General features: G+C 42.5%; 31 protein-coding genes and 1 pseudogene. 22 read left to right on the top strand and 10 right to left on the bottom strand.

Translation table 11 applies throughout. The features are described from left to right. From K8S13_RS02125 to K8S13_RS02115, 3 genes and pseudogenes are all read right to left on the bottom strand, one after another. Positions 1-307, bottom strand: a pseudogene (locus K8S13_RS02125) (3-methyl-2-oxobutanoate dehydrogenase subunit beta); the annotation flags it as partial. A 38-nt stretch (positions 308-345) separates the two neighbouring features. Continuing rightward, positions 346-570, bottom strand: a complete 225-nt coding sequence (locus K8S13_RS02120) for a ferredoxin family protein (protein WP_291460073.1) — start codon at positions 568-570, stop codon at positions 346-348. Positions 571-589: 19 nt separating this feature from the next. Further along, on the bottom strand, positions 590-1,273 hold the full coding sequence (locus K8S13_RS02115) for a cobalamin biosynthesis protein CbiA (protein ID WP_291460072.1): 684 nt from the start codon (positions 1,271-1,273) through the stop codon (positions 590-592). 377 nt (positions 1,274-1,650) lie between these two features. Here K8S13_RS02115 and K8S13_RS02110 point away from each other — a divergent pair, with 377 nt between their 5' ends. The 12 genes from K8S13_RS02110 to K8S13_RS02055 all read left to right on the top strand — a co-directional run bounded on the left by K8S13_RS02110 (position 1,651) and on the right by K8S13_RS02055 (position 12,771). After that, a complete protein-coding gene (locus K8S13_RS02110) occupies positions 1,651-3,672 on the top strand; it encodes a TonB-dependent receptor (RefSeq protein ID WP_291460071.1) in 2,022 nt (673 codons plus the stop codon). A gap of 77 nt (positions 3,673-3,749) precedes the next feature. Next, the gene (locus K8S13_RS02105) at positions 3,750-4,865 is read left to right on the top strand and encodes an ABC transporter substrate-binding protein (protein ID WP_291460070.1); all 1,116 of its coding nucleotides are present in this window, start codon (positions 3,750-3,752) and stop codon (positions 4,863-4,865) included. A gap of 76 nt (positions 4,866-4,941) precedes the next feature. After that, positions 4,942-5,895 carry an iron ABC transporter permease gene (locus K8S13_RS02100; RefSeq protein WP_291460068.1) on the top strand — a complete coding sequence of 318 codons (954 nt, stop codon included), beginning with the start codon at positions 4,942-4,944 and terminating at the stop codon, positions 5,893-5,895. 3 nt (positions 5,896-5,898) lie between these two features. Continuing rightward, positions 5,899-6,696, top strand: coding sequence for an ABC transporter ATP-binding protein (locus K8S13_RS02095; protein WP_291460067.1), 798 nt, complete (start codon positions 5,899-5,901; stop codon positions 6,694-6,696). 104 nt (positions 6,697-6,800) lie between these two features. Beyond that, entirely contained in the window at positions 6,801-7,634 is an 834-nt protein-coding gene (locus K8S13_RS02090) for a class I SAM-dependent methyltransferase (protein WP_291460066.1), read from the top strand. 15 nt (positions 7,635-7,649) lie between these two features. After that, positions 7,650-8,666 carry a radical SAM protein gene (locus tag K8S13_RS02085; RefSeq protein ID WP_291460065.1) on the top strand — a complete coding sequence of 339 codons (1,017 nt, stop codon included), beginning with the start codon at positions 7,650-7,652 and terminating at the stop codon, positions 8,664-8,666. After that, the gene (locus K8S13_RS02080) at positions 8,667-9,842 is read left to right on the top strand and encodes a hypothetical protein (protein WP_291460063.1); all 1,176 of its coding nucleotides are present in this window, start codon (positions 8,667-8,669) and stop codon (positions 9,840-9,842) included. Then, entirely contained in the window at positions 9,839-10,495 is a 657-nt protein-coding gene (locus K8S13_RS02075) for a deaminase (protein WP_291460062.1), read from the top strand. Before K8S13_RS02080 ends, K8S13_RS02075 begins: the two co-directional genes overlap by 4 nt. 179 nt (positions 10,496-10,674) lie before the next feature. Continuing rightward, positions 10,675-10,911 (top strand): type II toxin-antitoxin system Phd/YefM family antitoxin, encoded by a 237-nt coding sequence (locus K8S13_RS02070; protein WP_291460061.1) that lies wholly within the window; start codon positions 10,675-10,677, stop codon positions 10,909-10,911. Next, positions 10,908-11,285, top strand: coding sequence for a type II toxin-antitoxin system VapC family toxin (locus tag K8S13_RS02065; RefSeq protein ID WP_291460059.1), 378 nt, complete (start codon positions 10,908-10,910; stop codon positions 11,283-11,285). The genes K8S13_RS02070 and K8S13_RS02065 overlap by 4 nt, the downstream gene beginning before the upstream one ends. Before the next feature lie 12 nt (positions 11,286-11,297). Then, on the top strand, positions 11,298-12,080 hold the full coding sequence (locus tag K8S13_RS02060) for a flavodoxin family protein (protein WP_291460057.1): 783 nt from the start codon (positions 11,298-11,300) through the stop codon (positions 12,078-12,080). Between the two features lie 37 nt (positions 12,081-12,117). Continuing rightward, positions 12,118-12,771, top strand: a complete 654-nt coding sequence (locus tag K8S13_RS02055; RefSeq protein ID WP_291460056.1) for a class I SAM-dependent methyltransferase — start codon at positions 12,118-12,120, stop codon at positions 12,769-12,771. A gap of 32 nt (positions 12,772-12,803) precedes the next feature. On the opposite strand, the gene K8S13_RS02050 is transcribed toward K8S13_RS02055, so the two are convergent. The 5 genes from K8S13_RS02050 to K8S13_RS02030 form a co-directional block, all read right to left on the bottom strand. Next, positions 12,804-13,016, bottom strand: a complete 213-nt coding sequence (locus K8S13_RS02050) for a hypothetical protein (protein ID WP_291460054.1) — start codon at positions 13,014-13,016, stop codon at positions 12,804-12,806. A 69-nt stretch (positions 13,017-13,085) separates the two neighbouring features. Further along, complete coding sequence (locus K8S13_RS02045) at positions 13,086-13,469, bottom strand: type II toxin-antitoxin system VapC family toxin (protein ID WP_291460053.1); 384 nt, start codon at positions 13,467-13,469, stop codon at positions 13,086-13,088. Between the two features lie 2 nt (positions 13,470-13,471). Continuing rightward, on the bottom strand, positions 13,472-13,705 hold the full coding sequence (locus tag K8S13_RS02040; RefSeq protein WP_291460052.1) for a ribbon-helix-helix domain-containing protein: 234 nt from the start codon (positions 13,703-13,705) through the stop codon (positions 13,472-13,474). 282 nt (positions 13,706-13,987) lie between these two features. Then, positions 13,988-15,223, bottom strand: a complete 1,236-nt coding sequence (locus tag K8S13_RS02035; protein ID WP_291460051.1) for a metallophosphoesterase family protein — start codon at positions 15,221-15,223, stop codon at positions 13,988-13,990. 26 nt (positions 15,224-15,249) lie between these two features. Beyond that, positions 15,250-15,408, bottom strand: a complete 159-nt coding sequence (locus tag K8S13_RS02030; RefSeq protein ID WP_291460050.1) for a hypothetical protein — start codon at positions 15,406-15,408, stop codon at positions 15,250-15,252. 371 nt (positions 15,409-15,779) lie between these two features. Between K8S13_RS02030 and K8S13_RS02025 the strand changes: the two genes are divergently transcribed. From K8S13_RS02025 to K8S13_RS01980, 10 genes are read left to right on the top strand one after another with little or no spacing between them, the layout of a single operon-like run. Further along, positions 15,780-17,552: a hypothetical protein gene (locus K8S13_RS02025; protein WP_291460049.1), complete on the top strand. Its 1,773-nt coding sequence runs from the start codon at positions 15,780-15,782 to the stop codon at positions 17,550-17,552. A 15-nt stretch (positions 17,553-17,567) separates the two neighbouring features. Beyond that, a complete protein-coding gene (locus K8S13_RS02020) occupies positions 17,568-18,176 on the top strand; it encodes a MotA/TolQ/ExbB proton channel family protein (RefSeq protein ID WP_291460047.1) in 609 nt (202 codons plus the stop codon). A gap of 1 nt (position 18,177) precedes the next feature. After that, complete coding sequence (locus tag K8S13_RS02015) at positions 18,178-18,585, top strand: biopolymer transporter ExbD (protein WP_291460046.1); 408 nt, start codon at positions 18,178-18,180, stop codon at positions 18,583-18,585. An 8-nt stretch (positions 18,586-18,593) separates the two neighbouring features. Beyond that, positions 18,594-19,301, top strand: a complete 708-nt coding sequence (locus tag K8S13_RS02010) for an energy transducer TonB (RefSeq protein WP_291460044.1) — start codon at positions 18,594-18,596, stop codon at positions 19,299-19,301. 12 nt (positions 19,302-19,313) lie between these two features. Continuing rightward, positions 19,314-20,390 carry an ABC transporter substrate-binding protein gene (locus tag K8S13_RS02005; RefSeq protein WP_291460042.1) on the top strand — a complete coding sequence of 359 codons (1,077 nt, stop codon included), beginning with the start codon at positions 19,314-19,316 and terminating at the stop codon, positions 20,388-20,390. Positions 20,391-20,392: 2 nt separating this feature from the next. Beyond that, the gene (locus K8S13_RS02000) at positions 20,393-21,415 is read left to right on the top strand and encodes an iron ABC transporter permease (RefSeq protein ID WP_291460040.1); all 1,023 of its coding nucleotides are present in this window, start codon (positions 20,393-20,395) and stop codon (positions 21,413-21,415) included. After that, positions 21,406-22,209: an ABC transporter ATP-binding protein gene (locus K8S13_RS01995; RefSeq protein ID WP_291460037.1), complete on the top strand. Its 804-nt coding sequence runs from the start codon at positions 21,406-21,408 to the stop codon at positions 22,207-22,209. The genes K8S13_RS02000 and K8S13_RS01995 overlap by 10 nt, the downstream gene beginning before the upstream one ends. A 5-nt stretch (positions 22,210-22,214) precedes the next feature. Further along, entirely contained in the window at positions 22,215-22,946 is a 732-nt protein-coding gene (locus K8S13_RS01990) for a hypothetical protein (protein ID WP_291460035.1), read from the top strand. Positions 22,947-22,957: 11 nt separating this feature from the next. Beyond that, positions 22,958-23,758 carry a hypothetical protein gene (locus K8S13_RS01985; RefSeq protein WP_291460033.1) on the top strand — a complete coding sequence of 267 codons (801 nt, stop codon included), beginning with the start codon at positions 22,958-22,960 and terminating at the stop codon, positions 23,756-23,758. Beyond that, positions 23,755-24,570 carry a DUF364 domain-containing protein gene (locus tag K8S13_RS01980; protein ID WP_291460032.1) on the top strand — a complete coding sequence of 272 codons (816 nt, stop codon included), beginning with the start codon at positions 23,755-23,757 and terminating at the stop codon, positions 24,568-24,570. The genes K8S13_RS01985 and K8S13_RS01980 overlap by 4 nt, the downstream gene beginning before the upstream one ends. On the opposite strand, the gene K8S13_RS01975 is transcribed toward K8S13_RS01980, so the two are convergent. Further along, a complete protein-coding gene (locus K8S13_RS01975; protein ID WP_291460030.1) occupies positions 24,567-25,679 on the bottom strand; it encodes a hypothetical protein in 1,113 nt (370 codons plus the stop codon). The two genes, K8S13_RS01980 and K8S13_RS01975, sit on opposite strands and share 4 nt — an antisense overlap. Before the next feature lie 32 nt (positions 25,680-25,711). Beyond that, positions 25,712-26,713: a radical SAM protein gene (locus K8S13_RS01970; protein WP_291460028.1), complete on the bottom strand. Its 1,002-nt coding sequence runs from the start codon at positions 26,711-26,713 to the stop codon at positions 25,712-25,714. Positions 26,714-26,929: the final 216 nt, after the last annotated feature.

The following is a 26,929-nucleotide window of genomic DNA, read 5'->3' as shown; positions in this document are numbered from 1 at the left end:
TGACAAATACGGCAGGGCACTGGGCCGCTGCAATATAGGAGATGGCCTCACCCATCAAACTAATACCGGGACTGGAAGAGGTTGTCATCACCCTCTCACCGCAAGCGGCTGCACCAAAAATCATATAGCCGACAGCCACTTCGCTTTCGCCCTGTAAAAATACACCGTCAACCTCCGGCATCCTTTTTGAGAGATATTCCGCAACTTCAGACTGGGGGGTGATGGGATATGCAAAATAATTTTTACATCCAGCCCGGATTGCGGCTTCACCAATCGCTTCATTTCCTTTCATTAACACTTTAGCCATTATTTTTATCCTTAATTCATTAATCAGTAATCATTTTTTCAGGGGGTCACTTTTTCGGTTTCAATGATGCTGATGGCAACATCAGGGCACATGATACAGCATATGGTGCAATGAATACAATCATCGGGTCTTGCCTGATATACGGGAAAATGTCCCTTTGCATTCACCTGATCCGTGATTTCAAGCACATTTTTCGGGCAGAAATTGACACAAAGTCCGCATCCCTTGCACCGCTCAGAATCAATAATATGTTGATACGCCATTGATAATACTCCTTATGTTTCAAATACGTTTCCAGGGTGGATTCAGTTTCCTGTTTATTTCCAATACAGGGCAGGTAAAACGATCCATCTCAAGTTGTGGTATTAAATGTGATACCGCCGTTATAAATTCAATTTTAAGTCCTGTTTCATCCGAGACATCCTTTAATAGATTATATCCCTTATAAATATGTTCCGGTGTTGTCTCATCAATGAGATTGGTATTTCCGACAAGTCCTGTTATCTTTATTTTTGAAGAGCTTTCAATCTCCTCTTTTATTCTGATGCAGCCTCCAACATCGCCAGTAAATGGTCTGAATAGATTAATAACCTGCAGCATATGAATCTTTTTTTTGCACAGATAGTCTGCAAGAGCTGCAAACACTGTAACCCCGGCATCATCTCCCCCGGCATCAAGAATGGTCAGTTCAGACGGCTGCGTAATGATCCCGGAAACGGCGGGTGTAGGAATGGGAAGATCTGCATGCATATATTTTTCGTCCGGCAATACAACTTCAATTCCCATATCTTCAAGAAAAACTCTTGCTTCACGGGTTCTGAAATAGGGATTAACAAGATCAAGATCGGCAATCTTTACGTCAATGCCGCCCTTTTTTCTTGTTATTGCAAGATTTACCGCTGTTTCTGTTTTTCCGCTGCCGTAATTCCCGCAAATAATGACAATGCCTTTAATATCTATAGTCAAACATTTTTCCTTATAATATAAATTTTAATAACTCACTCAAAACTTTAATTAAACCAGATAAAGTCCTGTTTTGCAAATGATTTTTTTCGTTGGTTTTAAAAACTCCGTTGTCGGCTCAATGGCAGGAAAGGAAAATTCCATGGTATCAATGATATCCTTTTTCAGGACAATTGTTGAGATTTATGGTTGTTATTAGTCAATATCGGTAATTTTTAATTAAAATATAAATTTATTTATAACAATTATTGACAATTAGTTACAATATGATTATATCGGTTTTGTTTGTTTACTAGTGGGATGCTCGGCAGTTATGTGGAAAATAAGTTGGGCAAATAAGGAATGTATAGTTGATTCATATTATAGAGGAGATTATGAGAATGACAAAGCGCGTGTTATTTTATTTAACCTTTTTATGGGTGATACCGGTCAGTCTGGTGCTGGCCCAGGAGAGCCGGACCAGCCAGGTTTTTGACCTGGGTCAGGTGCTGGTAATTGGCGATGGTGAAAAAACCGACAAAATGACCACAATTGATGTGGTCTCCATTGAGGATATTAAAATGCAGGGGGCCAAAACAGTGGCCCAGGCTCTTGAATTCATTCCTGGTGTGGATATCCGGACCGGCAAGAAAGGACAGGCAAGCCTGAAATTAAGAGGATTTGATCAAAGCGACGTAAAAGTGCTTATTGATGGGGTTCCTGCCCATGAATCCTATGAGGGCTCTCTGGATCTGGATCAGATCTCCATTGATTCTATTGCCATGATCAAGGTAATAAAAGGGGCCTCATCCGTATTATACGGTCCGAATACCATGGGCGGTGTGATTAACATCATCACCAAAAAGGGAGGGGAAAAGCCCTATACCAGTATTAGTACATCATTTGGGCAGAACAATACCCAGAACTATGTATTCAACCATGGTTCATCCTCAGGGCAATTTAATTATTGGATTACCGGAAGTCACAGGACAACAGATGGATTTGAACTTGCTGATGATTTTGACCCCAATAACCCCAGGACCGGTCTGGGGACTGATTTTAATGAAGATGGCGGTATCAGGGATTTAAGCTATTTTACAAAAAATACATTTAATGCAAAAATCGGATATGAGGTTGATGATAATTCAAAACTCTATTTGTCCTTTGATTACCATGATAATGAAAAAGGCTGCCCCACGGAAGACAGCCGTTACTGGGAATTTGATGAATGGAATCAATGGCATGTAAACCTGGTGGGTGAACATGATTTTACCGATATCCTGACCATGAAAGCAAGAGTTTATTATGTTGATCATACCGATATTCTGAAAGATGTGAGCTGGGATGCAGATCACACCACTTCGAGAAAATTTTTTCAAGAAAGTTCATATGATGACTATACCCTTGGCAGTGAAGTCCAGGCATATCTGGATTTTGGCAACCTCAGTCTGGTAAAAATGGGCGTGAGCTATATGAAGGATAATCATACCCAGCAGGATTATTTTGATGCCGCAACCTGGGATGTCATCAGAGGCAGAGCAGTTGCAGGGATTCAGCCCAAAGAAGAATATGAAGTTGATATTTACTCCTATGGCATTGAAGACGAGATTCGTCTTTTTGACAGATTGACAGTAAATGGAGGCGTCAGCTTTGATGTTCATGACCCTGTCAAAGCCTATGGCGGAATAGACCGAGACAAGACCGAGGTCTGGAACCCCCAGGCAGGGATAGCTTTTGATGTCACAAATGATTTTAATCTGTATGCATCGGTTGGTAAAAAAACCAGATTCCCCCAGATGAAAGAGCTGTACAGTAACCTTGGCGGTGGAAACAAGAGTCTGAAACCCCAGAAGACCATTGCTTATGAAATCGGTGCATACAAAAAATTCAGTGATGTCCTGAATCTTTCCATGGCAGCATTTTTAAATGATGTGGAAGACAGGATTATCCGGGAAAGGGTTGCTGGAGTCAAGCAATGTGTAAATAAGGGTGAAACCGAAATAAAAGGGTTTGAAACCAGGGTAAATATTACGACTCCCTGGAATCTGGATCTCGGTCTTGGATATACCTATCTTTGTGCAGAAGAAAAGGACGATGCTGCGAGTGCTGCAAGGGACTGTGAATACATGCCCGAGCACAAGGCAACTCTCGATGTCAGATATGCCTTTGATTTCGGGTTATCCACCTCTTTCCAGACCGTGTATACCGGTGAACAGATTGAATATGATGATTCAGATAATAAAGTACAGATAGATGATTTTATTGTCTGCAATTTAAAACTGAACCAGCAAATTTCATTTACAAAAAAATTGACCACGGATTTTTTTATTGAATTTAAAAATATTTTTGATGAAGATTATGAGGAAGGCAGTGGCCCGATGCCGGGTAGAAGCTTTCTCATTGGTATGACCTTAAGTTTTTAATAAAACAATTAACACAGGTTCATAGGTAACAGGGCAAAAAAATCCGATTTTTTTGCCCTGGATTCTAAGGCATTAAAATGACAAAAAAAAGAATTTTATGGCTGTTGTTTTCAGCAATTTTCTTATTCTTCCTTTTTAAAATATATGACAGCCCGGAAAGAGAAAATACGAATATCAAGGAGAGTACCCGTACCATTACAGATATGAAGGGCCGCACATTCCAAGTGGCTGACCCCATCAGGCGCATTGCACTGCTTGGAGGGCCCACAGGCCAGGTGGCATTTATCCTGGGGGTGCAGGACAGGCTGTGTGCCGTGACAAATACCTTGAAAATGTCAAAACTGATCAGAGAAATCTACCCGGATATCAAGGAATTGCCCGGACCCCGGACTACCAGCGGCAATATTAATATTGAAGAGCTGATCAGCTCAAATCCTGATATAGTTATTTCCGGAGATATTGATGGGGGAATTGTCCTTGAAAAAACCAGGATTCCGGTTGCCTTTCTTGAAGACAGTATGGGAGAGGGCATTGAAGATATTAAAAAAGAAATCCGGTTTTACGGGTATGTTTTTCAAACATTGGAACGGGCTGAAAAATATATTAAGTATTTAGAAAAGACAATCAGCCTTGTTAAGGAGAGGACCCACGATATTCCGGCAAAAAAGAGAAAAAAAGTGTTTCAGGGATTCAGTCCGAGCCATCTTATTACTCTGGGCGGTGATACTTTTATGCAGGAGCGCATAGAACAGGCGGGCTGCATTAATGCTGCAAAAACCGTCATCACCATCGGCAAAAGGACCGGGCTGCATTCAGGCTTAGGAGAGGTCTCCATGGAACAGGTACTGGAATGGAACCCGGATATTCTGGTGATTAATTATGGGAAGCCCAAAGACCTTTACAATCATCCCCAGTGGAAAAATATCAAGGCGGTTCAAAATAAAAAGATCCATGCCCAGCCTGCCGGGGTTTTTATTTTTAACCGTCCTACAGCAGAATCAGCAGTGATTTTTCCTTTATGGCTGGCAAGTCTTGCCTATCCTGATAGGTTTGAAGATATTTGTGTTCCATGCCTGGTCAAAGAATTTTACAGAAAAATTTTTGATTTTGACCTCAATGATCAGCAGGCCATGGATATTTTACTTGGCATATATGAGATTAGAATGATGAAAGGGATTAAAAATCGAGGATAAGCACCATAATACCAATATATTCAGCAAAGGCCTTTCTCCAGAATTCTGGATCAGGATTTTTATCATCATTCTTGTTTTGATTGCTATTCTCTCCTTGACTCTTGGCCGGGTGGACATTCCTTTTTTAAAGGTATTAAAAATTCTTTTTTCATCTGTGTTCCCCATAGAGCCTGACTGGTCTGTGACGACTTATTCCGTGGTCATTGATGTAAGGCTTCCAAGGATTATTGCAGGCCTTTTTGTGGGAGCGGCCCTTGCCATTTCCGGTGCATCCTTCCAGGGAGTGTTTCAAAATCCCCTGGTCAGCCCCCATATTCTCGGGGTGGCATCAGGTGCAGGGTTTGGAGCAGCCTTGGCAATCCTTTTGTTTGATAATCTTTTGCTGATCCATTTGATTTCTTTTTTATTCGGCCTCATGGCGGTGGGCATGACCTATGCCCTGTCAAGGGTTTACAAGATTACCCCCATTCTTATGCTGGTACTTTCCGGCATTGTCGTGGGATCACTTTTTTCTGCATTGACTTCCTTTTTAAAATATATTGCCGATCCCATGAACAAGATGCCGGCCATTGTTTTCTGGCTGCTGGGATCTTTAAACCACGTGTCATCCAGGGATCTGTTGATTACCGTACCTGTTTTCATGGTCTGCATTTCAGTGCTGCTTATGGTTCGCTGGAGAATTAACCTTTTAGCCATGGGAGAGGATGATGCAAAATCCCTGGGAGTCAATACCGAGGTCTTAAAAGCTGTGATCATTATCAGTGCCACCATTGCTACGGCATCTGCGGTTTGCATCAGCGGGATCATCGGCTGGATCGGAATCATGATTCCCCATATCGGGCGCCTGATTGTAGGGCCTGACCACAAATATCTTCTGCCCATATCCATGCTCATTGGTGCATCATATCTTGTGGCAGTGGATACCATTGCAAGAGCAGCCCTGGTTACTGAAATTCCCATTGGCATTCTGACCGCGATTTTCGGGGCACCGGTATTTGCTTTTTTACTCAGAAAAAGCCAGGGAAGTTAAACCATGATAGGCTGTGTTGAAATAAAAAATCTTTCCTTTAGTTATACCGGCAGGCAAGAAGACCAAATATTTTCAAATATCAGTTTTGACCTTGATCCGGGAGAAATCTTCTGTCTTCTGGGACCCAATGGATCGGGAAAGTCCACCCTGCTCAAATGCATTGCAAAGCTGCTTGCACCGAGGTCCGGCAGCGTTTTACTTGATTCTGAAAATTTAAATACCTTAAGTTCCGGAAAAATTGCCAGAAAACTGGGGTTTGTCCCCCAGAGTCTTGTTTCTGCTTTCCCTTTTACCGTAGAGGATATTGTGATTATGGGAAGAGCCTCAAGAATCGGTATGATTTCTTCTCCCTGCCCAAAAGACCGAAAACATGCATGGACTTCAATGGAAAGGATCGGTGTTGCCCATCTTGCCCAAAGGCCCTGTAACATGCTGTCGGGCGGGGAGTGGCAGCTGGTACTGATAGCCCGTGCCCTGACCCAGTCACCCGGGGTGCTGCTCCTGGATGAACCCACCTCTCATCTTGATCTGGGCAATCAGATAAAGATTCTGGAAGTGGTGGACAGCCTGTCAAAAGAGGGCATGACCATTATCATGGCATCCCATTTTCCGGATCATGCGTTTTTAAACGCAGATAAGGTGGGTATTCTTAGAGATCAATCCCTGATTGCCCTGGGAGATCCGGACACGGTTGTGACTGAAGAGATACTTGCGGTCACCTACGGCATTACCATTAAAGTGCTCAGGCTCCTTGACGGGGTTAACCGGAAAATATGTGTTCCCATCTTAAAACAGGAGTAACTTATTTTTCATGAAGTTAATCCGGGGAAAGCCCGAAAAAAACGGGAAAGAGAAACCACCAAGTTCTGGTTCCTGCAATGTAAAAACAATTAAACAGGTGAAAAATGGAAACACTGACAAACTGGTATAAATTGTGGGCGCAGCTTTCGGATATTCAGAACCGGGCTTTTGCCAGGAAAAAAGAACACCGGGATGATGATTTCTGGAAACACAAGGCAAAGGATTTTGATAAAATGGTGGATGAAAGATGGTCTAAACCGGATTCATCCAGGGATTTTTTGATTCAGAAATTAAAAGATAATCCCGATTCAACCCTGCTGGATATTGGTGCCGGAACCGGAAAATGGTCCATGCTTGCCTCGCCCTATGTTGCAAAAGTCACGGCATTTGAACCTTCATCTGCCATGCAGCAGGTCTTAAGGCAAAAAATGAAAGAAGAAAATATCACCAATATTGATATTGTCACAGGTACCTGGCCCAAAGATGATGCTTTGCCCCATGATTATATCCTGGCTTCCCATTCCATGTATGGTGTGGAAGACTTTAAAATTTTTGTCAAAAAAATGTCCGCCACAGCCACCAAAGCCTGTATTATGGTACTGCGGGTACCTTTTGTAGATTCCGTCATGGCCATTGCTGCCCGTAAGGTTTTTGGTCAGCCCTATGACAGCCCCAATTTTCAAATTGCTTATAATGCACTTTTAGGCATGGATATTTATCCGGATATCATTATGGAAGAAGACGGAAACTGGCCTTCCTGGACCCATGATTCTTTTAAAGAGGCGTTTGATGAGTTAAAAAACCGGCTTGATCTTGCGGGCAGCTTGAAATACGACGGTTTCCTTTTAGATTTGCTGGAAAAGAATTTAACCCTTGAACAGGGCAAATATGTCTGGCCTTCCGGCAACAGATCAGCCCTTGTTTACTGGGAAGTATAGGTGATAGGTGAATATATGAAGTGCAATTATTGTGAACACAAATGTGATCTGACAAAGGGCAAAAGCTTTTGCGGCATGTACCGGGAAAAAGACGGGCAAATTATTGAAAAATACCCTGACAAATGGTGCACCTATTCACCCTCCCGAATAGAATCCGTCCCGTTTTATCATGCCTACCCCGGATCACGATCCATGATCATCGGAACAGCCGGCTGTAATTTCAGGTGTAAATACTGCTCTAACGGATTTATTGCCTGTCAGGACCCTGCCAATGTTCAGGATGTGATGTATGAATTTGAACCGAAGAAATTGGTGGAAATGGCCCGGAAACTTGGCTGCCATAACATTGTTTTCAATGTAAATGAGCCGGCAATATCCCTGCCAAGCCTTTTACGCATCAAAAAATATGCCCAAAAGGCCGATATCCCCATGGGATGCCTGACCAATGGATATACCACCATTGAATCCACACAAATTCTTGCAGACATCTTTTCTTTTGTCCATGTCGGCCTGAAAGGATTTTCAGACCTTTTTTACAAAAAATATGTGGGCATCAACAATATTGCGCCTGTTCTTCGCAACATTGAAGCATTGGCAAAACGCTGTCATATTGAAATTGCATCCCCTGTTATTGAAGATGTCAATGATCATGAATTGTATGATATTGCAGCATTTATCCGTGATATTAATCCTGACATTCCCTGGCATGTGTTCAGGCTTTTACCTGAGCATAATATGAAAGAATCCGTGTACCCTAACATCGAAAGAATGAACTCTGCTCTGGAATCCTCCAGAAAATTTTTACCTTATATCTATTTTCATAATTTTGTGGGCTCCAATTGGGTTAATACGCTTTGTCCCAACTGTAAGACAGAAGTGATCAAACGGTTTAGTCTGGGCTGTTCAGGGGACAGACTTGATGAGTTTTTGGCTGTGGACAATACCTGTCCAATCTGCGGGACAAAGATCGCCATGCTGGGCACAAAACTGGCCTGGGATCTAAAAAGAAAGCATGCAAAGGAGGTGGTATAAATGAGCCTGGCAATTATTGATGCAAGGGAATGGCAGAACAAGTTTGATCTTGAAAGCGGTCAGAAAAGAGATGATAACGACCCCATTGTCTCCATGGTCAGCCATGTGCTTGATCATAACCCATATCCAGGTGATGTCGATGAAAGCGCCAATCAATGGGTCAGCAAAACCGCTCTGGAGCTGATTGAACACTATAATCCAAATCTGGTCTGCTTAAGCTATGCCCATCAGTTTTTTGCCAACCGCTATTTTGATCGTCCCGAAGAAACCCGGGACAGGATGTTCAGCACTGCCATGGCAGAGGCACAGGGCTTTATTGAAACATCAGGCTATACCCCGGTTATTGTCGGTACCGGCGGCATGGTCCCCTTGGAAGGGGATATTGATCTTTCCGGTCTTGACGGTCTTGCCATTTCCTCAACCTGGTCTGCCCGGTATTGTGGGATTCATTCCCCCAGTCCGGCAGATATGTATCTGCTCAATTCCCTTGAGGCAATTGAAACTATCTCTACCCAAGATGAGTGGATCGAGCTTTTCAAATCAGTACAGCCGGATCTTGACATCCTGCAGGACAAAAGGCTCATGCCGGATGTCCTGGTCGTGTCAAAACAGGGCTATGCTTTTAAAACCATGGGAGCCACATTAAGAAAGCCTGTCAATATTTCAGGCAATAATTTTAAAATCCCGGTTTATACTCCCTTGGGCAATATTGATGATCTCAGGGATATTAAAGGCCTGATTCGGTCAAACCTGGATCACCATAAAATTGCCCTTATCCTGATGGAGGGAGTTGGCAAATCATATTTCCCTGAAAACAGCTCTTTCTGCAGCAACGGCACAGGCTGGTTTTGCAATGAGCCCGGAGATGCCTTTTATCTGACCCTTTCCACCGGAAAACACCAACCCTTTGCCTATCCTGCCGGATACCGGTATTTTGACCAGGATGTGGAAAACATCAAGTTCCCTTTCTCAGGGTATCTGACCAGCATCCCGAAAAACACCCTGGCGTTAGACTATCCCGGTAAAAGCATTGCTGTCGGCAATAGGAGCATATTTACGCACATGGTGTTTGGCGTAGATATCGGTATTGAATGTTTTGCCAGGAACCTGTTCAACCAGGGCTGCATGGCCGTCATCCACAACAAGGACCAGTATGACAAAGGGGATATATCATGATAAAAAAAATTGTTTGCTTTTCTTTTGTGTTTGTTTTTCTTGCCGGCATCTCCTGCGCACTTGCCGGCGACAAGGAAAAACTCAACAAACTTGAAAAGAGAATCACATCTTACACGATGAATAAAACCTATAAAGACGACCTTTACGGACTGATTGTCGTCAAATGCGCTCTTGCATCCCTTAAAGAAAACTCAGGCGGCATTGGAGCCTGTCTTGTCAACAGCACAACAGGAAAGGTCGTTGAATACGGCCGGAACCGCCAGTATACCACTTATTTTCGCAGTGATCTTCATGCTGAAATGGATCTTCTCAACCGGTATGAGGACCGGATGAAAAAAACAAGGTCACGGGAAAAAGGCATTAACCCAAGGCAATGTAAAAATCTAGTCTTGGTCACTTCGGTTGAACCCTGTCCCATGTGCCTGACAAGAATCATCAACTCAGGCATAAAAACCGTACTTTACCTGGTCGAGGATAAACGAGGTGGCATGGCAACGCGCCTTGACTGCCTGCCGCCGTTCTGGCGTGAGTTTGCCGCAGACCGGGAATTCAGAAAAGCTGCCTGCTCACCAGAACTTGAGAAAATCGCCCATGATCTGTTTCATTTTTCCCAAAGGGGTTTTGCAAAAAACAGAGTAAAAAACAATAGTTGATCATACGTGAAAACTATTTGAAAATACAAAATTTTCTGCTTGACCGCTGATTTTTTTTCTATTTATTTACACTGTTCTGTGATTGAAAAAAGTCCCTCTCCTGAATATTTTAAAAAATTCTTGACAATTTTATAGAAAGTTTATACTTTATAAGTATAACTTTTATAAAGGAGATTGTTATGCAAGCGACTAGTAAAGACCTAAGATTTCACACAAAAGCAATCCTTGATACTGCAATCAGAGGTGAAGAAGTAATCATTACTTACCATGGAAAACCTTGCGCTAAAATTATTCCAATCACTCCAGCAAAGCGAGAAAACAAACATAATGAATTTTGTGGAATGTGGAAAGACCGCACAGATATGGATGATGTGTCTGCCTATGTTCGCAATCTCAGACGAGGAAGACAATTTTGATAGTTGATACGGATGTCTTAATCTGGTACTCAAAAAAGCATCAAAAAGCCATTGACCTTATCCATAGACTTGATACATTTTTTATTTCCGTAGTGACATATATGGAAATTGTACAAGGGGTGAGGAATAAAAAAGAGCTAAATACATTCAAAAAAGCCTTGGGAATATTGAATGTAAAGATTTTCCAAATTGATGAATTAGTATCAACCAAAGCAATGTTTTTAGTAGAACAATATTCTTTAAGTCATTCAATGGAGCTTGCAGATGCTTTAATTGGAGCAACAGCTATTATTAAACAACTACCATTAATAACCGGCAACGATAAGCATTATAAGCATTTAGCAGAAATTGAGATCATAAAATTTGTGGTTTGAAGACTGAATTATATGTCACAGAACAAAACGAAGATAGCAGCAATTAATGGAAGCCATAGAGGAGATAGAGGATACACTCATTTTTTAATAAATAAACTATTTGAAGGAGCAAAAAAAGAAGGCGCAGCTTGTGAAGAAATCATACTTGCACAATTAAAGATAAATATTTGTAAAGGATGCGGTGTGTGTAACACTGAAAAACACCTTTTAAAATGTATCTATGAAGAAAAAGACGACGTGGTAATGATTTTTAACAAAATGCGGGAAGCTGATATACTTATTTATGCTACACCAATTTATGTTTTTAATATGTCAGGATTAATGAAGGTTTTTATTGACCGAATAAATGCAACAGGCGATTGTAATAAATTCAGATTATCAGAAAGCGGGTTGTTTTTTCATCATGTCAGCAAAGATATATATTCAAAACCTTTTGTAACGCTAATTTGTTGTGATAATTTTGAGAATGAAATATCAAAAAATGTAATTACATATTTCAAAACATTTTCAAGATTTATGGATGCACCACAAGTCGGAACGATAATCAGACGATCTGGAAAACTGACAGGTCATGGGGAAAGTCCTGAAAAAGAAAAACAATTTCCAAAAATATTTGAAAGCTATCAAGCTATAGAAAATGCCGGGAAAGAATTGACAGCATTTGGAAAAATCAGCAGCAAAACACAAAAAAAAGCAAGTCAAGATATAATACCGGTTCCTTTTTTCAGCCTCCTTAAGAATTTTAAATGGTTTAAGAAAAAAGCTCTCGAAAAAGTGAAAGATATGCAAATATAGTAAATAATAAATAAGGCCTGATAAAAAGGAAATTTAAATGACGATTGATAATCCGTATAAAGATGATCTCAAAGATCAGGAAGCAGCCAGAGCAATGGATGAGATCGTAAAAACCGTGTTCGCTCCGGTATATCCCCTGATTGCCGAGCAGATCAAATCCATACACGGTATTACAACCGGTAATTGCATTGATCTTGGCAGCGGGCCGGCTGCCCTGTCCATTGCCCTTGCCCATATCACAGACCTGCATCTTCATGCCCTGGACTTGTCAAAGCACAGCTATGCCATTGCAAAAAACAACATTGAAGAACAGGGTCTTGGTGACAGGATCACCCCTGTGCATGGAGACATAGTGGATATGCCCTTTGATGATGATTTTGCCGATCTTATTGTTTCAAGGGGATCCATTTTTTTCTGGGAAGATCTGAATGCGACTTTCAACGAGATCTTTCGGGTCCTGAAACCGGGTGGGAAAACCTATATTGGCGGCGGATTTGGTTCTGCTGAATTGAAAAAGTCCATTTTTGAGGAAATGGCTAGAGAAAATGACAGATTTGCCGAAAAAAACAAGAAGCGAATGGGTGTGGAAAACATCAGGCGGATTAAAACCGCTCTGGATCAATCCCATATTTCCCGGTACGACTTCACTCAGTCAGATGCCGAATTCTGGATTCACATCACCAAGGAGTAGCCTTTGTGAAATGCCGGATCTGAAAAGATATCTCAATTATGGTTTGATATTATTGAAACAAATCTGATAGAGGCTGCCGGCGGCACCTGTCTGAACAAGCGCCTGACCCGGAAAGGCAAACCAGGTGTGACCATCACCCGGGAAGAATTCATGGCATTAAATCCGGATACGATTTTTATTTCAGGATTTTTATCCTGCCCGGCGTCTGACCTTTTGGTAACAATCCAACAGGGAGTTTGGATCATCAATTATTTCAAATTCAGTATCTATCTCACTCCAAATTTTTTCAATTGCCTGGAGGGAGACATTTTCCCCTATTTTGTATACGCTGGTTTTAAATTCTTTATCATGGGATAGTGTTTGATATTTAATGTCTTTAACTTAGCATTTTCCACAAAAGTTGTAGCAGCTATGATTGCATCTGCAAGCCCAACACCATGAGATTTTCCGTAATCACGTTTATAAAGTCCTCCGGCCTGTGCAATTTCAGCGCTTACAGGAATAACACGAAATAATGAGATAAAATTTTCTAAAACTGCTTGTTCTGCATCCCCTTTTATTCCGGCATACAACTCTGCAACAACAATGGACGAAAGTAGGGCCCTGGAAGGGTTTTTGTTTATAAAAGAGACAGCCTTGCTATGACCCCTAAGAAAATCAATTAAAACATCTGTATCAATAAGAATTGGCTCTGCCATACTTATTGCCTGTCCCATTCAGAGCGGATTACCTTGAAATCCGGAAGGTTCCTGCGATCTTTCCAGAGTCCCGCAGCCTCAAGTAATACAACTTTCCGCCGTTTTCTCCCTTTCTGGTTAATAAGGAGATCAACAGCTTCCCGAATGAGTTCACTTTGCTTTTTCCCAAAAGCGTTGGAAATAGCAGCTATCTCAGTTCGCTGTTTATCAGTCAGATATATTTGTGTTCGTATCATGCCACCCTCCTATGATATATACATTAGTATCATACATTACCACCGGGTTCTGTCAAGATCATCAGGTAAATAATTTGGCCATAATATTTCCTCGTTTGTTTCATTTTGTATTATACTACAATACTTTCAATGTATCGAGGTCTTTTATTGTTCAATACGTCAGTCAGGGAAGTCATTTAATGTTTAACCCCGCCAAGAATAGTTTTGATTTTTTTCACTTTCTGGATTCACATAACTAAGGAGTAGTCTCATTTCTGGCACTTACCGGTTTTCGGTCGGGCACTATTTATGTATTTCAAAGGAATCATATACTTGTTTCATGATATTATAGGAAGTATAGTGCAATGTATCTGCATCCACACGGATGGATTGAAACAGGGGTTCCCGGCTTCCGGTTTTAGCCATGAGATGATCATACCGTGAACTGATTGGATAAAATTTGGGGCCGGCAATTGATATGACATAAACGGTTCCCTTTTCTTTGTCAGGAACCCGCTGGTTGTTTCTAAGCGGAAAGGTCCGACTGTAAGCATGATCATGTCCCTGTAATACCAGGTCTACTGAAAATCGGTCAAATACAGGAACAAAGAACTTTTGAAAGTCTGTTCTGTTTCGCCGTTTTGAGATGGAATATACGGGCTGGTGAATGGAGACAATGACCCAATGCTGCCTGTTTTTTGATAAAATTTTTTCCAGCCACTTTGCCTGTTTTTCAATTAGTTCATTCCCATTGAGCATGACAAAACAGACCCCCTGGTATTCAAAGCTGAATACTGTTTCCTCAAGATCTTTGGGGCCGTTTTCCGGCAAGGTGAAATGGGGTCGCCATAATTTTGAAATTTTATAGTCTTCCAAAGGAATAAACCTTCTGTCCGGATATTCGTGATTTCCCGGTAAAAGCATCAAAGGAATGGTTCGGGGTATCCAGCCCATGGCATTAAAAAATTCCTTCCATTCCTTATCATCATCGCCATTGTCCACCATATCACCGGCAAACAGCCAGAACCCGGCGTCAGGCTGTTTTTGAAATGCGGTTCTGAATACCCGCGAACACATGGATTGAATTTGATTCTGAATATCTCCAAAATATAAAAAGGTAAACGATTTTAGTTTTTCTGAAGCTGTTATGAACTGGTTCCATTCACTGAAGTGTTGATCATCACCTACACGATACGCATATAAGACATTTGGTTCTAATGAATTAAAAACAACTGAATGGTGATATACGGTGGTTTTTTTATCAAGGTCAACGGCAGAGGTTCGGGCTGAAAAGATCTTTGGGGTGCTTTCCAAACTCGAAAATTCAGAAACTCTTATAATCTGAGCCCGGGGAGATGTACCCATTTTTTGGGTTCGCCAGGTGACTGCCTGGCTATTATAAGGTGTCTGGGTTAAATTCAACACAATTCGTTCAGGAAAGACATTCAAGGTATTTCCATCAGCCCGGGCATGGCCGAAAATTAAAAACAGGGCCAGCCCTGCAAACAGCAGGTATCGATTTATTTTGGAAATTTTCATAAATTTATTGTCCTTCTTCACGGTCATCACTTTTCAGATCCTTTTGGTTTGTGGCAGTTTAAAACAACTATAGCTATGATGTTGATCACACCGGCAAGACCCCCCTGCCCATAGAGTACGGAATGGCAGCCATAGAATATTTTTATTTTTGCCTCCTTACTTGATGGATTCGAAAATTTGATCACTAAATCAAGCACAATGGTTATATTTTGTCAATTATATCTTAAAAATATTTTTTTGAGCCATGTTTTATTAAAGTACTACCAATATTAACTGCTCTATTCATTACCTTAAATTTGATTCGAATTGAGGTTTTTGTATAAACAGGTCTTGACAGTACGCCTGCGATTGAGGCGGCCTTGGACGTGAGAGTAAAAACGAGGATGGTGTTGAGGAAATAAAATTATCAATAGAACAATTTTGGGTAATAGATTGTAATTTATGGTCAGTATTTATAAATTATTTGATCAATACTTGACAAAAATAACTAAAAATCATATTAAATTTTGTACTGTGACGATAATGAAATTGTGACTTAAATAAGGCTTTTTGTTTTATGAAAGATTTAAAAATATCTGATGCGATTTTGCAGGGGGTTGCTGTTATGGTGATCTGTTTTTTTCTATCTGAAACTGCATTGGCTGAAAAGCGGATAGAAAAAGATCTGGATGAAGACGGTCGGGTGGATCAGGTGTTGATTTATGATGATAGCGGAACCATTTTGCGCCTTGAAACCGATGCAGACCATGACGGCTATGCTGAAAGGCTCCAGACATACAAAGAAGGCAGGCTGGTAAGAATTGAAAGAGACATGGATAAGGACAGGAAAACAGATAGCATTGATTATATTGAAAATGACAAAAGAACCCGTCAGGAGAGGTTTGATCCAAATGGAAATTTGGTTCAGATTTCATTTTTTGATGAAAAAGAGCAGATCCGGTTGATGAAGAAAGATACCACCGGAAACAAACAATTCGATACCCATTATCATTTTACCAATGGCATCCTCTTGTCTTCCACACGGGATACGGATGATAACGGCAGGATAAATATCTGGACGGCCTTTGAAAACCAGTTTCCTGTAGAACAAAAACGGGATGACAATGAGGACAGCATCATGGACCGGATCATGATTTTCGATTCTGAAGGAAGGCTTGAAAAGCTTTTTAAAGATCCTTATGCCCGGGGAAAATATAAGACAATTGGTTTTTTTGAAAAGGGTGAAATCAAAACGCAGCACCGGGACAGGAATGAGGACGGGAAACCGGATGTCATCACAGCGTTTGAAAAAACCATCCCCGTGGAACAAAAAAAGGACACCAATTTTGACGGCCGGTTTGATGTATTGACACGGTTTTCAAACGGCCTTCCCACGATTCGGGAAAAAGACATGGATTTTGACGGGAAAACAGATTATTTCGCAATTTTTGATAAAAACGGGCAGATTTTAAAGACCCGTGAAGATACAAAGAAAACCGGAAAGATTGACCGGATCAGGTATTATAAGGCAAGTGAGCCATACCGGGTTGAGTTTGACAGGGATGGGGACGGATTTTTTGAAACCGCCTCTTTGATAGAAAACAATAAGATTGTTAGAACCCTGATTGATAAAAACCGCGACAATAAGCCTGACGTGGAAATCTTTTTTGATGAAAATCAGGAAAAGAAAAGATTGATAAGTGATTCAAACTTTGACGGGAAAAAGGATGTCTGGCAGTTTTATAAGAACAATAGGCTGTCAAAACTTGAAAAAGATGAGAATGGCGATACAAAGCCTGACTTAAGGGTGGTCTATCAAAAAGGTGTAAAAGTTTTTCTGAGCAAAGACATGGATTTTGACGGGTATTTTGAGATCACACAAAAGTATGATGATCCGGCCTGGTCCATGATCCTGTCCCGGGATATCAATGCAGACAGGATTGTGGATGTTAGATTTTTTTATAAAGATACGGTTCTGAGGCGAAAAGAGCTGGATGAAAATTCCGATGGTTTCCCGGACTGTGTGGAGGTTTTTAATGAAGCCGGAATCCTTGAAAAAATTGAAGAAAAAAATTGGGGAAAAACAGTGATCACCTGGTTTTATGATGCAGGAGAGTCACTTGTTCGCGGGGAAGAGGACAAAAACGGGGACGGGATAGCTGAAGTTTGGTACCTGTATGACAAGGGGAACTTAAAGACCGTGCAGGAAGATACCAACCAGGATGGCAAGCCCGACCTGTGGGAAGAATATGATGAAACACGGGCCGTCGTTAAACGGGAGAAGGATCTTGATTTTGACGGTGTGCCTGATTTTGTGGATCTTATTGAAAAAGCTGAAAAAGACAGTTGATCAGCCGGAGGAGTAATGCTGGAATTTTTATCAAAAGGCGGGATACTGGTAATTCCGATTCTGTTATGTTCGGTTCTTGCCATGGCCATATTTTTAGAAAGAATCATCCGCTTTGCAAGAATGCGCAGTCGCGGTAGGCAGATTGATCAGAAAGTAGCCTCATTTCTCATGGAGAAAAAAGATGAGGAGGCTAAAAGGGCAGCCCAAAACAGCGATTCCCCCATGGGTCGTGTGCTGACCCAGGCCATTGAGGTCAAGAACAGGGAGAGACAAACCCTGGAAACCGTTATTATCAATGCCATTGAAAGAGAGGTGCAAAACCTTTCATCCTATATCCAGACACTTGCCACCATCGGTAATATTGCTCCCCTGCTGGGTCTTCTTGGGACTGTTGTGGGGATGATCAAGGCTTTTATGGTGATTCAGCAGATGGGGGGCAAGGTGAATGCAGCAGTTCTTGCCGGCGGTATATGGGAAGCCATGCTTACCACCGCCATCGGCCTTGCAGTGGCACTTCCAACCATGGTTGCCCACAGCTACCTGGTCGCCAGGGTCGACAAATATGAAGCAAGACTTCAAAACGGAGCAGTGACCTTTATCAAGGCTATTTCCAACGGAGATTAAAATGTTTGTCCCTAGAAAAAGAAAATCCCGTTATCAGATACAACCACCTCTTACCTCTCTGATAGATATTATCTTTATGCTGCTGATCTATTTTTTGCTGACCACCAATTTTATTGTGGAAGAGGGGATAAAAATCAAACTTCCTAATGCCAGGGCGTCCGCGCCCCAGGTCAAACAGGAGATCACCGTTTTTGTCGATAAAGAGGGAACAACCTATATTTCAAATAAAAAGATACCCATTGATACACTTTATACCCGGATCAAGGAGATGATCGGCAATGATACAAACAGGCTGGTGGTTGTTAAGGCCGATAAAACCGTGATTTTGAACAAGGCTGTCAGGGTTATGGACATTGCCAAGGCCGCAGGCGCCTCCCGGCTCTGTCTGGCAACTGAAAAAGGGCTTTAGTTCCAACCATGACCCAAGAGAAAAAAAGACCCAATCTGCTGCTTCATGGATTTATTCTTATATCGCTTGGTATCCATGTCCTTATCTTCCTTCATGTTGCAGGGATTTATGAAAGCCGGGCAATTTCTTATATTGAATTGTCCATGCATCAGATATCCAAACCCAACGTTCGCGTGATTCCAAAGCCCAGGATGCGTGAGAAAGCCCCCAAGGTTAGTGTGGAAAAAACCGTTCAAGTGAAAAAGTTCCATGTTCCAAAGATTAAAATTGATGCTGTGGAAGATTATAAAACCGATCAATCATACGAAAGGATAAGTCTTCCGCAATTACCTGAACATATGAATGCGGCCGGTTTCTCAGTACCGGATCTTAAAATTCAAAGCCAGGTGGCAGAGGTACCGGTTCATGAAGAGTATGTTGAATTTACCAGTGCCAGAGAGTATTTTGAAATGCTGATTCTTCGCATCGATTATTTCAAAAATTATCCTGAATCTGCCAGATCCCGGTATATCCAGGGCCGGGTGAAGGTTGAGTTTGTATTGAACAAAGACGGGTCTTTGTCCGGGATAAAGATTATTAAAAGCTCCCGGCACAAAAACCTGGACCAGGCTGCCCTTGAGGCTGTCAGCAAAGCATCGCCATTTCCAAGACCCCCTCTTTATATTTTTAACCCCCCAGTCAGGCTTCAGATCAGTATTCTGTTTGAACTTGCCTGAAAGGATATGAAAATGAAACAAAAGACAAATGTATTTATGATTGTTTTCTGGCTTGTGCTGCTTATATCCAACCCTGTTGTATTTGGGCAGGAAACCGGAAAAAAAAATGTTAACCTTCGCATTGTTACCGACCTTGCCGGTCGTCAGGTGAAGATTGCAGGACCGGTGAATAAAATTGTTACCACGTTTAAACCTGCCACCCTTTGTGTGCTCTCTTTGGGACTTGAGAAAAAGCTTGTGGGCATTGATACTTCTTCCGGGCGTGACAGGCTTGGCATGGCCGTCTTTCCAGGTATTAAAAAGGTAAAGGGAATCGGGAGCAAATCCATGGGCATTAATTTTGAAACCCTGGTCTCCCTGGAACCGGATCTTGTGATTCTTTATTCCCAGAAAGACGGGCGTAAGCTTGCAAACCGGTTAAAAATTCTTAATATTCCATCCATCGTGATTCTGCCCGAAACCTTTGACACCATTAAACACTCCCTTGAGCTTATTGCTCGGGCCGTGGGAGGAACTGATCAGACCATATCCGTAGGTCGGCACATGGATGAGATCATCAGCCTGGTTCAGGATCGGCTTTCCGATCTTCCGGACAAGGAGAGGAAAACCGGATATTTTGCATCACCCAGAGGATTGTTCTCAACCGCCACCGGCAACATGCTCCAGCATGAAATTTTTACCACAGCCGGTATTTACAATGTATCCTGTGACCTCAAGGGTTATTTTCAGGATATTTCCCCGGAACAATTGATAAAATGGAACCCGGATATCATGGTCTTGTCCAGGCATATGAAAAAGGGTGCGGCAAAACAACTCTCCAACAAGGGTTTGTCCAGGCTTACGGCTGTATCACATCATAAGGTATACCGCTGTCCCTCTGATCTGGCACCCTGGGATTTTCCCTCACCCCTGTCGGTTCTGGCAAGTCTCTGGCTGGCCAAGAAAGTCTACCCGGACCGATTTTTGGACATTGACCTGAAAGATAAGGTCAATGGATATTATAAGGCCCTGTTTAACAAGACCATGGATCAGATGGGGGGAAATCTAGATGATAAAATTTGGATGATAAAATCTGATGACAAAATTTAATCATGGGATCTTTTAAAACCAAAGGAGCGATTCTGCTGCTGATTTTTTTGCTCCTGCTTCTTTTTATGGCTTCCGTGTCCATGGGCCGGGTTTTTATTTCCGGATCAGAGCTTTTCACCCTTGCCGCCAATTTTTTTTCTGGGAACGAGATAACCCAGGATCTTGTGTCCAAAGAGCTGGTGTTCTGGTGGATCAGGTTTCCCAGGTGTGTCATGGCCGTACTGGTCGGATCGGGCCTGGCCGTGTCCGGGGCTGTTTACCAGGCCCTTTTTCGAAATCCCCTGGTTTCCCCGGATATTTTAGGCGTTTCTGCAGGATGCACCTTTGGGGCAGCCCTGGGGCTTATTCTTCCCTTTGACTCTTTTTCTCTGGTTCATGTCCTGTCATTTGGTTTCGGACTTCTGGCCGTGTCCTTGAGCGTGGGGCTTGCCAAAATTATTGCCATAAAACCCGTGATCGTGCTGGTATTGGCCGGCATGGTTGTGCTTTCTTTTTTTAATGCCATGCTCATGGTGTTGAAATATTTTTCAGATCCCTATGAAGAATTGCCCAGTATTATTTTCTGGGTCATGGGCAGCCTGTCCCGGGTGACCTGGGATAATGTTCTGGTCATGGCTCCCTTTACCCTGGTGGGGCTTGCGATTTTTATTATCCTGGGATTCCGGCTCAATATCCTTTCTCTGGGGGATATCCAGGCCAGATCCTTAGGCATGAACCCCGTTTTTTTCAGGAGGATGCTCATTGTTGCAAGCTCATTTATGGTGGCCATATCCGTGGCCACCTGTGGTCAGATTGCCTGGATCGGCCTGATTATTCCCCACATGGCCCGGGCTGTTACAGGACCGGAACATGAAAAAATGATCCCCATCACTGCCCTTTTAGGGGGAATATTTCTTCTGGCAGCTGATTCTGCTGCCAGAACCGTTTCAACGGCTGAAATCCCCGTGGGAATTATTACAGCCCTGACCGGTGCCCCTATTTTCGGATATCTCATGATTAAAAACAGGGGGACGGGATGGCTGTAAGCCTTGAGTGCAGAGATCTTTGTTTTTCCTTTGAGGATCATCTGGTGCTGAACCATATTTCGTTTTATGTCCGGGCCGGCCGTTTCTGTGCTGTACTGGGACGGAACGGGTCGGGAAAGACCACCTTGGTTCATTGCCTGAACCGGATATTAACCCCGGATTCGGGAAAGATAATGGTCCATAATCAGGATATTTCTTTTTTATCTCAAAATGAGATCGCAAGACAGATCAGCCTGGTTCCCCAGGAGCATCTGGATATTTTTCCTTACCGGGTCATTGATGTGGTGGTCATGGGGCGGGCTCCATTTTTAAAGATGTCGGCCCGGCCGGAAAAATCTGATTATGATATGGCAGAAAAGGCCTTAAATTCCCTGAATGCCGGAGCCCTGGCGCCTAAAAATTTTAATCGAATTTCAGGTGGGGAACGTCAAATTACCCTGCTGGCAAGGGCACTTACCCAGGCAACCCTCATCATGCTCCTGGATGAGCCCACCAACCACCTGGATTTTAACAACCAGTATCTTCTTTTGTCTTCGGTAAAATCCCTGTGCCGATCCAAAGGCATCAGCATTGTGGCATCCATGCATGACCCTAATATGGCAGCTTTGTTTGCCGATGACGTGATCATGATCAAGAACAGCAGCATAATGGCTCAAGGCTCTGCCGGACAGGTGATGACTAAAGAGAATATTTCAAATCTTTATGACACTGCTATCGGACATATAAAGCTGAATGATCATAAAAAAATGTTTTTCCCGGAAAATATTTTAAACCGGACGGATGAAAAGGATTAAAAAACATGACAGCTGATTTCCCGACAATTGTTTACTACCTGGTCACAGGGATAGTTATACTTGAACTTTTGGGTGCAGGTTTGAAAAAAACAAGCATGGCACACCTGTTTTTAATCCTCAGGACCTGTACCTGTCTTGTCGGTATAGTTTATATTGCCTTTTTTGTTGGAAGACCCCCCTTGTTCGGTCCCTTTGAAGCCATGGTTTACATCATTTTTATCATGGGAATTCTGGCCCTGGCGTTTGGGAAAAATCATGGACGTAAAAATTATTTTTTTGGGTTCAACAGCCTTGTGGTGCTTTTGATTTTACTATCACAAACAGGTGAGTCCATGGCCCTGAATGATGATTATTACATGTACACCAATATATGGGTCATTTTGTTTTTCAATCTCAGGCTGCTGTCAGCGGCATTCCTTGCCCATGGGGCCGCCATCTATATCTGTATTGTATTTTTAAAAAAAGAAGAGGATATCCTGGCTGCCGGGGCTCGGAACATACTTCTTGCCGGCACTTGTGTCTACCTTGCCAGTGAATGGGCAGGGTCTTTGTGGTGCCTGAACTGGTTCGGGGATTCCTGGCGATGGAGCCATGGATTTTTTAAGGCCTCCATTCTCTTTCTTCTGGTTATGGCAGTCTGTCACCTGCCGGCCGTGATAGCCCGGAACAGGATTGGCAGGGGGATTATTGGAACCCTGCCCGGCATTTTTATTTTATGGATGATATTTTTTCATTAAAGGATTTTCCCATGATTCAGCGCTTAAGTTCCGTCAAACTTGCCTTTTACAATCTTATAATCCTGATTTTGTTAATGGGTATAGGTGTCTTTTTATCCCAAACCTTTAAAAATGAGTTCACCCTTATGAATAATACCGGGATCTTTGACTGGCTTGCCTTTACCTGTAAGTTGACTCCAGGCCTGGTTATCTGGTTCCTGTTATTGTGTGCTGGTGCGGCTTCGTTGTTTGTTAATGCGCTTTGCTGCACCCTGGCCCGGCAACTGGTCCTGGCAAAAAAATCAGGTGTGTTAAAAAACTGGCTTTTTTTTATACTCCACTGCCTGTTTATCATTGTGCTGGCTTGTCACGGCCTGATTCTGGTGGTTGGTGAGAAGCAAAGTCATGTGATTCTGGGTCCGGAACAAACTCAGGATTTCGGTCAATATACGATTCAGATATCTGATATAGTTTTTACCAATGATATCAATATATTGAAAGCCTCAAAAAAGAAAAGACGACTCATGATGACCCGGAAAAATATCCAGATAGATAAAAATTATGTAAATGTAACCCTTTTAAAGGATTCAAGTCCCCTTGTTTCAAAAAAAGTCATGATGCTGTCGCCCTTAAGATACAAATCCCTTCAGGTCACATTGATCGAATTTGTGGACATGGAAGGCGACAACGGGCTGGGAGTGAATTTAACCTTGACGAAAAATGTTTTAAATGGTTTCTTTTTTAGTGTGTACGGAGTCATGATTCTGGCCCTGGCAGGATTTACTGCTGTTACATGGAAAAAAAGTGGATTTGAAAAGGAGAAAAAAATATGAGCAAACGAACATGCCCTGAACCTGTAACACCTGTTTTGGACAGACCCCTTGAGGGCGCAGAAAAAAAACTTGTGATTCAGATGATTTCATCTATTATCCGGCCGGATACCATTGTGGAACAGGTGGTGGCCGGTCCTAAATTTATGGCAGTGGTTGCGGGCGGCCGTATGGGGTTATCATCCATGCTGGGGGCAAAACCCAAGCAAGGTGAAATTGATCTTTTGGACAAAGTAATCGGCAGGCCGGTTAAAGAGGCGGCAAACTATATCCGACAGTCCTCTCCTTTTGCCATATCTTTGGGTTTTGCCGCTCTTAATGCCGGCAATACACCGGAGCCCGGCAGTGTTGAGCCCTCTGATTTTCCGGCAGATGAACTGATTGCCGGGCTGGGAAAGGATAAGATCACAGGTCTTGTGGGAGAATTTCCCTTTGTAAAACATCTGGGTGAAAGAGTCGGCATTCTGCATTTGTTTGAACTTAGACGTGTACCGGGCGCCGTGCCAGAGGATCAATGGGAAACAGTGCTGGCCAGGCTGGATGTCCTGGCTCTCACAGGTACGGCACTTCTGACACGCCATATGGCCTGGTACCTGTCCCGGGCTCACCAGGCAAAAATTGTAATTTTAGGGCCCACAACCCCGGTATCACCGATATTGTTTGAATATGGAGCAAATTTTTTGTGCGGATCAGTGGTTACGGACATGGAAAAAGTGGCCGGCGGTATCAGGGCCGGGATTTCGTTCAGCGAGATTAAAAAGAACGGCGGCGTGATTTTCACCCAATGGGAAAAAAAGGATTTATTAAACGATTAAAATGACGCGGCAACTGCCTTGACTTCATCCCTGGTCAACCGTCTGTTTAAGGTGCAACTTTGGGTTTTTATTTTTAATGTGATTTCTTTTATTTTTTTTTCATCATGGGGTATCTTGTGCAGGTTTAGATATTTTTGAACCAGGTGCTTGCCGCACAAGAGATTCAGGTAAAATTTTTCTTCTGAAATATTGCCGAAATCCCCACCTGCATGGGTGCCGGCCACATGGGTTTTGACAGCATTGCCAAACACGGGGGTATTGGCAGTCAATAAATGGTCATGGGTTTGTTCATAAATGATGGAATCAACATATTGATAATAGGCTTTAAATGTGGTGATATCATCAGTGTTAAGGTTGATATCAAAGCCCTGGTCCTGAAGTGTTTTTGCCACAGTATAAAGGTCTGCAATCCCATTCCTTTCTCCAATACCCAGGGCAGAGGCCTCAAGAACCCTTCCGCCTGCAAGGATACCCATTACAGAGTTTGCCGATGCCATGCCCATGTCATTATGGCAGTGAATCGAGATTCTTGTGTCTCCGGTTTTGGAGGAAAGTTTATTTATTTTTTCAAAGATCTGGTTGGGGGCCATTATTCCCGAGGTGTCAGGTAAAGAAAGTATATCTATATGATGACGACTTAAAAATGAAATACATTGATCTAAAATATGATCATCAGATCTGCCTATATCCAGCATGGCAATGGAGATGGCGGCATTGGGGCGTTCTTTTCTTATAAAACCAATGGTTTTAGAAAGATCATGAAGAATTTGATCAAGATTATCTTTTGTCTCATCATTTTTCATATGCAGATGGAAATGCAGATCAGTTACATGGGTATCCAGCAGAATGGCGGCATCATGGATATTGGCTCTTCCCATGGCAGCAATACGGATATTATATTTGTCTTTTTGGGCATGATGGCAAAGTGTTCTGATCGTTTCGGCTTCCAGGTCATGGGCAGGGGGGTAGCCTGCCTGGCAGATATCTACCTTTAGTTGTTCCTGGAATTCTAAGATTTTTAACCGCTGCGGAAGAGAGAACATTAACCCTCTATATTGCATGCCTTCCCTGAGGGTTTCATCAATGATGACAATTTTTTTATTTTTCATGGTGTTCCCTTGTTGGATTAAATGGGGTTGGATTAAAACAGGGGCGGATTAAAATACCCATGAATCAATTTGGGAAAATGGATGGATAATTGTTTGATGATGGTTTCCATCCCCAAAGGTCTGCCATAGTCTTCTGTTTTTAACATAAGCTCACAGTATTTTTTAGGATCATAGTTCAGGTTTCGCCATTGGATCATGTCTATTTTATAAGTATCAATAAATTTTTTTAATGCTATAAATTCTTTTTCAGAATCTGTAAATCCCGGGCAGTTAAGATAGTTGATGGAAACAAACTTTCCCTGCTGCTTTGCCACATGAATACTTTTTAGAACATCGGCAAATTGATAGGATTTGGGTCTGAAATAGGTTTGATAACAATTTTCTCTGACGGAATTTAAGCTGACTCTCATGGAATCAAGCCCGGCTTTGCATAGCTTTTCAACATGCCGGGGCAGACTTGCGTTGGTGTTCAGGTTGATGGTTCCTTTGTCCGTTTTCTTCCGGATGAGCCTTATGGCAGGCTCCATGGCTTTGAAAGCAGTTAAGGGCTCTCCTTCACATCCCTGGCCAAAACTGACCACCGCCTTTTTGATATGGGCAATATGCTCAAGGGACACCTGGGCGATTTCTACAGGGGTCGGGGTGAAACTGATTCTCTCCTGACAGGCGCACAGGTTATCCTGAGTTTGAAGGGAGATACACCCAAGACAATTGGCATTGCAGACAGTTGATGTGGGAAGAGGCGCTTCATACCGTTTAAGGAAAAAATTTTTTCCGGCAGGGCAGCCATATTGCAATGCGCAGGTTTCAAGATGCCGCATCAGGCGGTTATCAGGATATTTTTTCTGCATTAGCTTGACACCTTTGACAATGCCGTTTTGGGGCATTTGCCTTAGATCCTGGCGGGGTTCTTTGTCCACAAGAATGGCTGCAGATCTGAAATCTTTTTTTCCGAATCCAATAGCACCATAAGAAAATAGCGGGAGCAGATCTTTGATCCCTTCATCATCATAAGCGCAAAAATGCCGGTTCACATATCCCGGCGAGTTAAACACGGCAACAGGGAATATTTTTTCTCCCGGGTCAAAAGGGATGTCTAAAATAATTTAAAATTTGTTTTTTAGATTATAATAGCAATTGGCATTTCTTAGGGGCGCAACCATGAGATAAATGCCATGGGGTATGGTCACGATCTGTCATTTCTTCAAAACAACGGGTGTGTTGCCGGACATGCATGCGCCACCATAGCC

This window comes from Desulfobacula sp. (genome assembly GCF_021107415.1).
This window is presented reverse-complemented; position numbering and strand designations above follow the sequence as displayed.